At 61.1% G+C, this 11,840-nt stretch carries 11 protein-coding genes; 8 read left to right on the forward strand and 3 right to left on the reverse strand.

The features are described from left to right. Positions 1-104: 104 nt before the first annotated feature. Genes J9889_RS13140 through J9889_RS13150 form a run of 3 tightly spaced genes read right to left on the reverse strand, consistent with a single transcriptional unit; the run spans position 105 to position 1,834 of the window. Positions 105-560 (reverse strand): hypothetical protein, encoded by a 456-nt coding sequence (locus J9889_RS13140; RefSeq protein ID WP_210556955.1) that lies wholly within the window; start codon positions 558-560, stop codon positions 105-107. Positions 561-574: 14 nt separating this feature from the next. Further along, a complete protein-coding gene (locus J9889_RS13145) occupies positions 575-1,555 on the reverse strand; it encodes a hypothetical protein (protein ID WP_210556957.1) in 981 nt (326 codons plus the stop codon). Then, positions 1,556-1,834: a helix-turn-helix transcriptional regulator gene (locus tag J9889_RS13150; protein WP_196672710.1), complete on the reverse strand. Its 279-nt coding sequence runs from the start codon at positions 1,832-1,834 to the stop codon at positions 1,556-1,558. A 172-nt stretch (positions 1,835-2,006) separates the two neighbouring features. Here J9889_RS13150 and J9889_RS13155 point away from each other — a divergent pair, with 172 nt between their 5' ends. The 8 genes from J9889_RS13155 (at position 2,007) to J9889_RS13190 (ending at position 11,750) form a co-directional block, all read left to right on the forward strand. Continuing rightward, positions 2,007-2,198: a hypothetical protein gene (locus J9889_RS13155; protein WP_210556959.1), complete on the forward strand. Its 192-nt coding sequence runs from the start codon at positions 2,007-2,009 to the stop codon at positions 2,196-2,198. Next, complete coding sequence (locus tag J9889_RS13160) at positions 2,198-2,650, forward strand: DUF2924 domain-containing protein (RefSeq protein WP_210556961.1); 453 nt, start codon at positions 2,198-2,200, stop codon at positions 2,648-2,650. Before J9889_RS13155 ends, J9889_RS13160 begins: the two co-directional genes overlap by 1 nt. Beyond that, positions 2,647-4,035 (forward strand): recombinase family protein, encoded by a 1,389-nt coding sequence (locus tag J9889_RS13165; RefSeq protein ID WP_210556963.1) that lies wholly within the window; start codon positions 2,647-2,649, stop codon positions 4,033-4,035. The genes J9889_RS13160 and J9889_RS13165 overlap by 4 nt, the downstream gene beginning before the upstream one ends. 11 nt (positions 4,036-4,046) lie before the next feature. Next, a complete protein-coding gene (locus tag J9889_RS13170; RefSeq protein ID WP_246878091.1) occupies positions 4,047-4,406 on the forward strand; it encodes a site-specific recombinase resolvase in 360 nt (119 codons plus the stop codon). Further along, positions 4,403-4,882, forward strand: coding sequence for a hypothetical protein (locus J9889_RS13175; protein ID WP_210556964.1), 480 nt, complete (start codon positions 4,403-4,405; stop codon positions 4,880-4,882). Before J9889_RS13170 ends, J9889_RS13175 begins: the two co-directional genes overlap by 4 nt. A gap of 488 nt (positions 4,883-5,370) precedes the next feature. After that, positions 5,371-6,411, forward strand: a complete 1,041-nt coding sequence (locus J9889_RS13180) for an IS5 family transposase (protein WP_210556965.1) — start codon at positions 5,371-5,373, stop codon at positions 6,409-6,411. Between the two features lie 447 nt (positions 6,412-6,858). Further along, positions 6,859-9,534, forward strand: coding sequence for an EAL domain-containing protein (locus J9889_RS13185; RefSeq protein ID WP_210556966.1), 2,676 nt, complete (start codon positions 6,859-6,861; stop codon positions 9,532-9,534). Beyond that, positions 9,531-11,750 carry an MASE3 domain-containing protein gene (locus J9889_RS13190; RefSeq protein WP_210556975.1) on the forward strand — a complete coding sequence of 740 codons (2,220 nt, stop codon included), beginning with the start codon at positions 9,531-9,533 and terminating at the stop codon, positions 11,748-11,750. Before J9889_RS13185 ends, J9889_RS13190 begins: the two co-directional genes overlap by 4 nt. Positions 11,751-11,840: the final 90 nt, after the last annotated feature.

Below are 11,840 nucleotides of genomic sequence, written 5' to 3' on the forward strand. Positions count from 1 at the left end.
GATTGACAGAACTGCGCGGGTCTTCGATGAGCGATAAGTGGGCGAAGAAGTCCATAACGGGTGGCTCCAATAAGATGAGAACACCCGATCAGATCGCTGAAAAATCAGAAAGTTCCATTAAATCTCAGGGTATGATCCCGCCCTGAGTTATACATGGCATGCTTGGTAAAGCGATATAGATGTACCTCGAGTGAAGAACTGCCGGTGTGAGGGTCGTAATCTATCACCTCTGGTGCCGCTTCGATGAATGCATCATCAATGTTCAAGCGAAAGTAGAGTGCAATATCCCCTTTCTGAGAATTTTCAGATCCACGACTAAGTTGGTAGCAGTAATAAGATTGGAAAAGCGGCAAGAAACTCCAAGGCGCGCGAGAAGAAGGCCTGGATGTTGCCTTACCGACACCGTCGCCCTCCAGGCTACCCCAGAAACGAAAATCGGCGTCAGCGGCTTCACCAGCCAACTTATCCAGTTGTGGCAGGATCCGTGCGTAAAAGCCTTCTATCAGACGGTGAGCGTGTCTGACTTGGGTGACCAAGGACTGTGCTTGGGATATGTCCATCAGTTATCTCCGAACTAACGCCAATGTTGAAGTTGTTCGAGACCAGCAGCGAGGTCGATAGACCTAGTCATGTCCACCATAGGCTGCCAGCTCGGGATCATCGGAGCCATGCCATACAGCTCGAATGCATTCTGCCAGTCGCGTAGGATCGCTTTATCTTGGCGTGTCGAAAAATGCGCATTCTGTCGAAGCCAGTGACGGAGAGGTTCCCATTCACAGGCTGCCATGGGCTCAAACCTTACAGGCAAGGCTGACTGTTCAAGTGCCTCTGGCCCCACATTGCCCAAAGCGATATCGGCGGGGGATGTAGCGGTGAGGTGTAGGCTGGTGCCTGGAGTCTCAGGATCAAGCGAGGGCCCACGATGCACGCTGATGTTGTATTCCGGAGCCAGCTCCTCTGCTGCTGTGCTCAACAGTTGGCGCGGCACCAGCAGCGAACCCATGAACTCATTGGCGCGCAGCTCGGCAAAATGCACTTCTGTCGCCAGTGCTGCTGCAGGGGCTGTTGGTACTTTCGCCAAGTGTTCGCTGTCCGGCGTGGTGGTGCGATAGGCACGCTGCCCACACGGCTCAAAGGCATCGAACAGTCCCGGCCCCTTGCTGCCATCCATGATCCAGCCTGGCGCATCGAACACCGCGTGCCCGAGTTCGTGGGCTAGTGTGCTGAGCGCCAGCAGTTCACTGAGCTTTTCGCCGACCGGCGACACGCACACCATCGCCGTGTCCGGGACACCAGGGTCGTACTCGCAGATCCCGAATACGTGGTTGCCATCCTCATCATGCACCTCGCACTCGGTGCTGACCTCGAGCGTGAAGTCGATGTTGTTGATTTTCAGCCGGTCGATCTGCCGCAAAGCGTCGAAGGCAATGGCATCAACACCGACACCCACTAGCTGCTGGCGGGCCTGTGCGGCGATGGCTTCGATTTCAATGTGCTTGATGAATTTTGGGCGCTTGCGGTCGCAATGCCGGTAGTCGAGGGTCAGAACCGGCATTCACTTTTTCTCCGTCACTTCCCGGCGGTACATCCGCACAACGCTGGCCACATCCTCGCGCATGTCTGGTGGCAGCCGACTGGCTTCAACGAACGCGTCGTCCGGGTCGATGCCCAGAATCTCTGCCGCTTTGCGGATTAGCTCGTCCTTGGGTGGCTTTTCCATGTTGCGCTCGATGCGTGACCAGTAGGCAGGTGAAATCTCAAGCTGACGCGCGAAGTCGTTCATCTGTATCTGCTTCTCTTCGCGCTTCTTGCGAATGAAGTCTCCGAAAGGCATAGCCGTTTCCTAATTGCGTAATTGGTTAATTCCAAGATCATAGGGCCAAGACGTGCGCCAGTCAACTGTTTCGTAAACGCGCAATTTTTCTGACCCTATTACCCTGCGTTGCCATCCTGTCCGAAGGATCAGGTTCACTATTTCCGACGGTTGCTATTCCCCGGAGCCCGTCATGAAGAACATCGAACTTGCATCTCCAGCAGAGATGTCCGCCAGCGCCCGCGCTGGTGAAATCACCGCCATCCTTGCGGCCGCCATCGTCCGCACCGTCGTGGCAAACGAGCCGAAAGCCAGAGAAGTTGGCCTTGGCTTACTGCTCGACCAGCGCGTTCATACAACCCCCTATCAACAGGAGAAGTTGTGATGAACGAGAAACAAGCATCCGTCGCCGCGCAGATCGCGGCGCTGTCCAACCTGCCGATCGCTGAGCTTTGGCCAGTGTGGGATCGGTACTTCAGTAGCCGCCCCATCAACCCCAACCGCGCCTTCATCGAGTCGCGTATCGCCTACAAGATGCAGGAGGAGGCCTTCGGTGGATTGTCGAACAACACCCGCCAGCGGTTGGAGGCCATCGGTGCCAAACATTCCAAGATCAAGCTGCGGGCCCGTCCGCGCGATATCAACTTCGCGCCCGGCACTGTCCTGTTGCGCGAATGGGGCGAGCGTGAGCACAAGGTAGTGGTCACTGCCGAAGGTCTGTTCGAGTACGAGGGCAGCACCTTCAAGAGCCTGACGGCGGTGGCCCGGCATATCACCGGCACGCACTGGTCGGGCCCGCTGTTCTTTGGCCTTACGGCCAAGGCAGGTGCGCAATGAGCGACGCCGTACAGATTGCATCTCCCAAAGCACGCAAACGCTGCGCGGTCTACTGCCGGGTGTCGTCGGACGAGCGCCTTGACCAGGAATTCAACTCCGTCGACGCGCAGAAGGAAGCCGGTCACGCCTACGTTGCCAGCCAGCGCGCCGAGGGTTGGATTCCTGTCGCCGACGACTATGACGACCCCGGTTTCTCCGGCGGCAACACGGATCGGCCCGGGTTGAAGCGGCTGATGGCGGACATCGAGCGCGGCCAGATCGACATCGTGGTGGTCTACAAGATCGACCGCCTGACGCGTAGCCTTGCCGACTTCTCCAAGATGGTCGAAGTGTTCGAACGCCACGGCGTGTCCTTCGTGTCGGTCACCCAGCAGTTCAACACCACCACATCGATGGGACGGCTGATGCTCAACGTGCTGCTGTCCTTCGCTCAGTTCGAGCGCGAAGTCACCGGCGAGCGCATCCGCGACAAGATCGCCGCCAGCAAGCGCAAAGGGATGTGGATGGGTGGCGTGCCACCGTTGGGCTACGACGTCGAGAACCGCTTGCTGGTGATCAACGACACAGAGGCGTCGGTGGTGCGGCGCATCTTTGAGGAGATGTTGACCATCGGCTCGCCCACCCAGATTGCTGCCAACCTGACGCTGGAGGGCATCACCACCAAGGCGTGGACGACACAAGACGGTCAGACACGGGCAGGCACGCGCATCGACAAGAAGTACCTGCACAAGCTGCTGCGCAACCGCATTTACCTCGGGGAGTTGTCGCACAAGGGGAGTTGGTACCCGGGGGTGCATCAAGCCATCATCGATCCCGGGCTGTGGGGGCGGGTTCACGAGGTGCTGGCCAAAGACGGCCACACCCGGTCAGTGGAAACCAAGATCAGGTCGCGCACCGATGCCTTGCTGCGCGGCCTGCTGTACGCACCCTCGGGCGAGCGGATGTACCCGACCTACTCGCGCAAGAACGGGCGCAAGTACCACTACTACGTGTCCAAGTCGGAAGCGCGGTTCGGTGCGCCGGGCAAGAGCTACGAGCGGCTGCCCGCGCCGGAGATTGAGGGGGCGGTGGTGGCCCAGATCCGGACGGTGCTGACCAGTCCAGAAACTGTGGCGTCGGTGGTGCGGCACATCCAGCGCAACGGGGCCCAGATCGACGAGGCCACCACCGTGATGGCGATGGGACGGCTCAACAACGTGTGGGATCAACTGTTCCCGGTCGAGCGCCACCGCATCGCCAACCTGATGATCGAGCGCATCGACCTCGTCCACGCGGGCGAGGTGCAAGGCATCAAGGTGAAGTGGCGTGAGGTCGGCTGGAACGCGCTCATCGAGGAGTTTGCCCCGGACAGCATTGGTGCTGAACTGCTGGAGGTCGAAGCCTGATGGACGAATCGATGGAAACCTTTGTGCCCCTGACGTTTCGCCGACGGGGTGTCCAACGCGTGGCTGCCGACGAGCGCAGCGTCCACGACGTGACACTGCTCGACGGCGTAGCACGCGCCTTCTACTGGCAGCACCTGCTGGACACCGGCGCAATGCAAAGCGGGTCGGCCATCGCCCGCGCCGAGAAACTGCACCACTCGGTGGTCAACGAACTGCTTCGCATGACCCTGCTGGCCCCCGACATCATTGAGCAGTTCATGGCGGGCAAGCAGCCACGGCGGTTGACGCTGATGTGGTTTCAGCGAAACCGCCTGATGGTGGATTGGCAGGCCCAGCGCCAGCTCATGGCCAGCTTCGAGGAGGACGTATGAGCAAGAAACATCGTGGCCACGCCAAGGGTGACCCAGTGATGTATCAGACGCCGCTGCCCGCTGGCGGTGTGCAGATGGAGACATTCCTACCCTGGACGCTGGTGCGCCGGGGCCTGAAAAAGCAGGTCATCACGCCATTGGACGCGCCGCAGGAATTCATGGACGAGGCTCAACGTGAGCGGCAGGTGCGTGAGATGGCGCAGGACACCCCTTTGCTGCGGGCGCTAGGCCTCGCACACCACTGGCAGCGCTTGCTGGACGAAGGACGGTTCAGTTCGATGACCGAGATCGCGGCGGCCGAGGGCATCGACCTCGGCCAAGCCAGCAAGATGAGTCGATTGGCGCAACTGGCCCCCGACCTGATCGAAGCCATCGCCTTGGGACACCTCGAGGTGGGCGTCAGCCAGTTGCTACGCGGCAAGTTGTCGGCGTCCTGGTTGGCGCAACGTGAGGCACTGGTGACAGGCTCGCGCTGACGTCCGTGCCGCAGCGACACACCGCCTCAGGGCGGTTTTTTTGTGCCTTTCGCTGCCTCGGTCGCGCCCGCCAGAGCAAGCGAAGAAGCAAACCGATGCCCTGCAAACCCGCGCCAATCCACGACTTCGGGCCTTGAATGCTCAAGAGGGCAGCAGAGAACAGAGAGAGAAAAACGGCGGAATGCACGCCGAAAACGACGACTTCCGGAGGGGCGTGCTCAAGAGGCCAAGGCCGGAAACCGCGCCAACACTGGCGTTCTGGGCAAAAAAAATCCCAACCGATAAGGGTTGGGATTTTGGGTTTTGGTGGTGGAAACGGGAACCGAACCGGCGTCCGCAATCCGAGCCAGATAGTAACGCCTTGGCCTTGAGGGCGTGGATTCGGCGATTTGGCCACTTCGATTACTTGCTCAGGGGCGCGTCGAAAAACCTCCGCCTCGCCCGCCCTTGGTAAAATTACGACGTCCTGAACCCCGCAGCCTGCACCGATGAAACCACGCACCGCCATCAAGACCGACCTGTTCGCCGACGAGCATCACCGCAAGAAGATCGACTCGCTGGGCGACCCGCTGGCCGAGATCGAATCGCACATCGATTTTGCGGCGCTGGCCGCGGCGGTGGACCGGGTGGCGCCGCGCCCGGTGAGTGCGCAGGGCGGCCGTCCGCCGTATCCGACCGAAACGATGGTGCGGATCCTGGTTCTGAAGCGGCTGTACAACCTGTCCGATGAGCAGATGGAGTATCAGCTGCTCGACCGGATGAGCTACAAGCGCTTTTGCGGTCTGACCGACGCCACGACCATTCCGGACCGCACCACGGTGTGGACCTTCGAGAACCGTATCGGTGAAGCGGGGGCGCGGGCGCTGTTCGATGGCATGACGGCGCAGCTGGACAGACAGGGCTACATCGCCCGTGGGGGTCAGATCGTCGACGCCACCTTGGTGCCCGTGCCCAAGCAGCACAACCGCAAAGGCGAGAAGGCGCTGATCAAGGAAGGGGCGATGCCCATCGAGTGGAAGCCGGCCAAGCGGCGCCAGAAGGATATCGACACCACCTGGACCAAGAAGCACGGCAAGAGCCTGTTCGGCTACAAGCTGTCGATCAACGTCGACAACAAGTACAAGGTCATCCGCAAGATCGAGACCGACACGGCCAGCACGCACGACAGCCAGCACGTATACACGGTGTTCGATGCCAGCAACACGAGTCGCGATGTGTATGCAGATCGGGGCTACCCGTCTGCGCAGGTCGACGCCTGGCTCGAGCGCCGGGGGTTTCGCAACCAAATCCAGCGCAAAGGGCAGCGCAACAAGCCGCTCTCGGAGTGCCAGAAGCGGCGCAACCGGCGCATCGCCAAGATCCGTGCCCGCGTCGAGCATGTGTTCGGGGCGATCGATCAGATGGGTGGCAAGCTGATCCGCACCATCGGTCAGGTGCGGGCGAGCTTTGCGATGACCATGATGGCCACCTGCTACAACCTGAAGCGGCTGGTCTACTTCCAGAAGGCGGGCGTGAGCTCGGCCTTCTGACGCCCAAAATGGGCCGAATTGCCGCTGCCCGAGGCGATTCGCGGCAAAAACAAGGCGGCACCGCAGGCAAATGCGGTGGCTGGCCAGGGAAATTGAACCGGATTCGGTCGGGGTCATCGTGACGCGGCGGGATTCACTGGAAATTTGGGGTTTTTCGAGGTGCCCCGTAGTGGATGGAAGGCCGAATTGTAGCGGCTGCCAGCGTCACCCATCGCACATGCGTATTCATCTGCGATACATGCAGTGAAGCGTCCCTTGGCGAAAAAAACCTGGCACTTTTTCGCGACACTGAAACGATTTCGTGCTATTATCGATTTCGTGCTATTATCAGTGGCCGATACCGCGTCACCGGCATAATTACACCTTCGCACGCACGCCCCCTTTTGACATCTGATCGGCATTGTGGCCAGAGCGCCCAACATGTCGTTGCCTGTCACGGAGCTTTGTTTGAAAGCAAACCGGATGACCGACCCCTCACCCCATCCCGCGCACAGCCCGATTGCACACCCGCTGTTTCAGGCGGTGGCGGTGGTCGTACTGGTCCTCGGGCTGCTCGGTGCCTTCCTGTTGTTCTCGTATCGGTCGACCGAGACCGCAGTCGAGAAGGCCTCGAGCAACGAGGCGCGGGTGTTGTCCACGCAGCTGGAAGGCGCCTTGCGCCGCATCGACATGACCGTCGCCTTTCTGCGTGACCATTACTTGGAAGCGGTACTTCACGCATCCGGATCGACGGCCGATTCGGACGTCTTCGAACACCTGCAACACCACGTCAAGCAACTGTCCAGGCAGTTTCCTGAAATGGTGCTGATCGTCATTGCCGACGAAAACGGCCAGATCCGAGCCAGTAGCCTGGACCACATGCCGGACTGGGACATCAGCGACCGCGATTACTTCCAGCAGGCACGCGCCACGCCGTCAAAGGACCTGCAGTTTTCGCCGACGCTGGTGACGAAGTGGCAAGCGATTCCGACCGTGGCCGGCTATCGCGCCATTGTGAATTCTGCAGGCGAGTTCCAGGGGGTGGTCACGATCGCGCTCAATCTGCCGTACTTCCAGTCCTTGCTGTCCGATGTCGATGCGGGCGAACAAGATGTCGTCAGTGTGCGCCGCAGCGACGACAGTCGGCTCTTGTTCCGCTGGCCTGATGCGCCGGCCGCCATCAATCAGACCGCAACTCAGATCCCGCCTTACCAGCAGATTCAAAGCGGGGAGCGTTCAGGCGTGGTGCGCTATGCCGGTTCAATCGACGGCATCGAGCGCATTTTCGCCTTTCAGAAACTCGACGATTACCCCTTCTTCGTGCTCGTAGGGCGGGCGGTGAACGAGCAATTCGCGCTGTGGCGACAAACCGCCCTCGTGGGCACAGTGCTGGTCTTCGTCACCCTGGTGCTGTTGCTGATCATGCAAGTCGTGCTGCGCCGCAGCCAGGAGAGCCAGGCCGAAGTCGAGTTGCGCATACGCCAGCTGGCCCAGGCCGTCGAACAAAGCCCCAGCACCATCGTCATCACCAACACCGACGCCCGCATCGAATATGCCAACGAGGCCTTTACCCGCACCAGCGGCTACGCCGTGGGTGAAGTGATCGGCAAGAACCCGAAGATTCTCAACGCCGGCAGAACGCCCAAAGGCACCTACCGCGAACTGTGGGCAACGCTGACCCGAGGCGAGGTGTGGCGCGGTGAATTCACCAACACGCGCAAGGACGGCAGCCCCTACATCGAGTTAGCCACCATCGCTCCGATCAAGCAGGCCGACGGCCGCGTCACCCACTATGTCGCGGTCAAGGAAGACGTCACCGAGCGCCGCGAGGCCGAGGCGCGCATCCAGCGCCTGGCCTATTACGACTCCGTCACCGGGCTACCCAATCGCAGCCTGATGTGGGACCGTCTCAAGCAAGCCATCCTCGCCAGCGAGCGCAGCAACACCTATGGCGTGCTGTTGCTGCTCGATGTCGACCATTTCAAGATGCTCAACGACACGCAGGGGCACGAGGCTGGCGACGCGCTGCTGCGCGAACTGGCCCACCGCCTGCAGGCGACACTGCGCGCGGACGACACCGTGGCACGCGTGGGCGACGACGACTTCGCGATCGTCGTCGAGGCGATCGGCACCGACCACATCGCGGCCATTGCCCACGCCGAAAAGATCGCCGAACAGCTGTATCAGACCGCCAACACCCCTTACGACCTGGGTTTGGCCAGCGGTCCCTACCGCGGCACACTGAGCATCGGCATCACCTTGTTCCAGGGGCGCCAGAGCGCGGCCGACAAAGTGCTCAAGCAAGCTGAAGTCGCTCTGGCCCGGGCCAAGCAGGACGGTCGCAACGCGATCCGCTTCTTCAGCGAGACAATGCAGGCGGTGACCGATGCCCGCGCCGAACTGGAACTCAAGCTGCGCGCAGCGATTGCCGAAAACGGCTTCAAGCTTTACTACCAGCCGCAAATCAACCGTGACGGACGCGTCGTCGGCGCCGAAGCCTTGATCCGCTGCTTCGACGCGCAGGGCAAGATGATCTCGCCGGCCAGCTTCATTCCGCTGGCCGAAGAAACCGGTCTCATCGTGCCGATCGGCGAATGGGTGCTCAATGCCGCCTGCGCGCAGCTGTTCGTCTGGCAACAACACGACACCAGCCGTGGCTACACCCTGGCGATCAACGTCAGTGCGAAGCAGTTCCACCAGCCCGATTTTGTCGACAAGGTTCAGTCAGCCATCGCGCGTCATCGCATTCCGCCCGAGAAACTGAAGATCGAGCTCACCGAAAGCGCCGTGCTGGGCGACATCGAAACCACGGTATCGCGCATGCACGAGATCAAGGCGCTGGGCGTGAAGTTCGCACTCGACGACTTCGGTACCGGCTATTCCTCGCTGTCCTACCTCAAGCGCCTGCCCTTCGATCAGTTGAAGATCGATCAGATCTTCGTACGTGACATGGCGCAGTACAACAGCAGCGAAGCCATCGTGCGGGCCATCCTGGCGATCAGCCGCTCGCTCGAACTCGAAGTGGTGGCCGAAGGGGTGGAGACCCCCGCCCAGCACGAACTCCTGCTGACGCGCGGCTGCGAGATGTTCCAGGGCTATTTGTTCGGCAAACCGGTCCCCATCGAAAACTGGGGCACACCATGATGGCCGCCATCCACGCTGTCCACGCCCGCAACACCGCCCGTGCGTTCGCCCTGCTGGGTGCCGCGGCCGCCTTGCTCATCCTGTTGTGGGTGCTGCCTTCCCCGCCCGGCACGGCCGGCATCGCGAATTACCTGCCGCTACACATGGCGCTGGAAACCGCCGCGATCGTCATCGCCGTGATGGTGTTCGCGGTGGGCTGGCTCAATCCCTCGCGCGCACTGCCAGCCAATGTGCAGCTGCTGGCCTTCTGCTTCCTCGGGGTTGCGTTGCTCGACTTCACGCACATGCTGTCGTACCGCGGCATGCCCGATTTCGTCACGCCCAGCGACCCGGAGAAAGCCATCAATTTCTGGCTGGCGGCTCGCCTGCTGGCCGCCATCGGCATTTTGGCGGCGGTGTCCATGGCCTGGCAGGTTCGTTCGTCATTCAGCGCAGGTCGTGTACTGCTAGCCGTGGGTGCGTATGTAGTGCTGGCGCACACGGTGTTCCTGCTTTATCCGGATTGGGTGCCGCGCACCTTCATCGCCGGCAAGGGCCTGACGAGCTTCAAGATCCAGGCCGAAAACGTGCTGGTGTTGCTGTTCGCCACCTCCGTCGGTGTCCTGGCCTGGCGGATGCGCAATCCCTGCCCCTTCAACGCCCCCGCCCTGCTGGGTGCGGCCGGGCTGATGGGGCTGAGCGAGTTGTTTTTCACGATGTATGCCCATGTCACCGATGTATACAACCTGGCCGGGCATCTTTACAAAATCGGCGCGTATTACCTGCTCTATCAGGGCCTGGTGGTCGAAACCATCCGACGCCCCTACGCCGACCTCGAGCGTTCCCGGGCTGCGCTGGCCGACACGACGCGGCGCCTGGCGGACGAGCGCGAGCGGCTGAAGAACATCCTGGCCGGCACACAGGCCGGGACCTGGGAATGGAACGTGCAGACGGGCGAAACCATCTTCAACGAGCGCTGGGCGGAAATCGCCGGCTATCGGCTCGATGAGCTGCAACCGGTGTCGATCCAGACCTGGCAACAGCTCTCGCATCCCGAAGATCTCGTGAACTCGGGCAGTGCCTTGGAGCGCCATTTCCGGGGCGAAACGCCCTATTACGACGTCGACGTACGCATGCGCCACAAGGATGGGCACTGGGTGTGGGCGCGCGACTGCGGCGCTGTGCGCTCGTGGACAGCCGACGGCAAGCCCGAATGGATGTTCGGCGCCCATACCGACACCACTGCGCAGCACCGCGCCGAGCGCAGGCAGCAGGAGGCCATGGAAAGCCTCAGACTCGTAGCCAAGGTGTTCCATGCGGCACAGGAAGGCATTCTGGTGGTCGATGCGCAGCATCGGATCGTCGATGCCAATCCAGCCTTCGAAGCACTGAGCGGCTACCGCAAAAACGAGCTCGTCGGGAATAACCCGCGCATGTTCAGTTCGGGCCAGCAGAACATGGACTTCTACGCGCAGATGTACGACGCCCTGAACCAGCAGCAGGGCTGGCAGGGTGAAGTCTGGAACCGGCGCAAGTCGGGCGAGGTGTATGTCGCCAAGACATCGATTTCGGCCGTGACCGACGACGCGGGACATCTCGAGCATTACGTGGCGGTTTACGCCGATATCAGCGCCCTGATGACCCAGCGCGACCACTTCAGTTCGCTGGCCCACTTCGATGCACTGACCGGGCTGCCGAACCGCCGGCTGCTGGAAGACCGACTGCACCAGGCCATTTCCGCCTCGCAACGCAATGGCAGCCAGCTCGTGGTGTGCATGCTGGATCTCGACGGCTTCAAAGCGGTCAACGACACCTTGGGCCATGCCGAGGGCGATCGCTTGTTGGTCGAAATGGCCAAACGGATGCAGCACATCATGCGCGCGCGGGAAACACTGGCCCGTCTGGGCGGCGATGAGTTCGTGCTGCTGTTGCTGGAGGGCGACTTCCGCCACGCACTGGAACGCGTGCTGGAAGTCGTACGCAAACCGGTAATGCTGGCCGGGAACACCCCGGCCTGCGTGACGGCCAGCATCGGCGTGAGCCGTTACCGCCCCGGCGTCGAAGACGATGCGCAATTGCTGCGTGAAGCCGACGAAGCGCTCTACCGGGCAAAACACGCCGGCAAGAACGTCTGGGTGATGCATGACGCAAGCGTGCTGGCCACCGATCATGCCCCCACCAGCCCAGGGCGGGATCGCACTTTGTTAATGAAATTTGAACAGGCAGATCGTCTGTGATCTAATCGCGTCTCCATGCAGGAGGCACGCGCTATGACGTTGATTGAACACCTTACCCTTGTCGAAGAAACTCGCTCTGAGATCAATCGT

Source organism: Aeromonas sp. PrichA-15, assembly GCF_017939245.1.
In the GTDB taxonomy this organism is placed as follows: Bacteria; Pseudomonadota; Gammaproteobacteria; order Enterobacterales; family Aeromonadaceae; genus Aeromonas; species Aeromonas caviae.

What these genes read in the sequence shown, in the direction of transcription:
- J9889_RS13145 (WP_210556957.1), bottom strand. Translation starts at nt 1,555, where the DNA reads ATGCCGGTTCTGACCCTCGACTACCGGCATTGCGACCGCAAGCGCCCA.
- J9889_RS13170 (WP_246878091.1), top strand. Translation starts at nt 4,047, where the DNA reads ATGGAAACCTTTGTGCCCCTGACGTTTCGCCGACGGGGTGTCCAACGC.
- J9889_RS13150 (WP_196672710.1), bottom strand. Translation starts at nt 1,834, where the DNA reads ATGCCTTTCGGAGACTTCATTCGCAAGAAGCGCGAAGAGAAGCAGATA.
- J9889_RS13175 (WP_210556964.1), top strand. Translation starts at nt 4,403, where the DNA reads ATGAGCAAGAAACATCGTGGCCACGCCAAGGGTGACCCAGTGATGTAT.
- J9889_RS13190 (WP_210556975.1), top strand. Translation starts at nt 9,531, where the DNA reads ATGATGGCCGCCATCCACGCTGTCCACGCCCGCAACACCGCCCGTGCG.
- J9889_RS13140 (WP_210556955.1), bottom strand. Translation starts at nt 560, where the DNA reads ATGGACATATCCCAAGCACAGTCCTTGGTCACCCAAGTCAGACACGCT.
- J9889_RS13165 (WP_210556963.1), top strand. Translation starts at nt 2,647, where the DNA reads ATGAGCGACGCCGTACAGATTGCATCTCCCAAAGCACGCAAACGCTGC.
- J9889_RS13155 (WP_210556959.1), top strand. Translation starts at nt 2,007, where the DNA reads ATGAAGAACATCGAACTTGCATCTCCAGCAGAGATGTCCGCCAGCGCC.
- J9889_RS13160 (WP_210556961.1), top strand. Translation starts at nt 2,198, where the DNA reads ATGAACGAGAAACAAGCATCCGTCGCCGCGCAGATCGCGGCGCTGTCC.
- J9889_RS13180 (WP_210556965.1), top strand. Translation starts at nt 5,371, where the DNA reads ATGAAACCACGCACCGCCATCAAGACCGACCTGTTCGCCGACGAGCAT.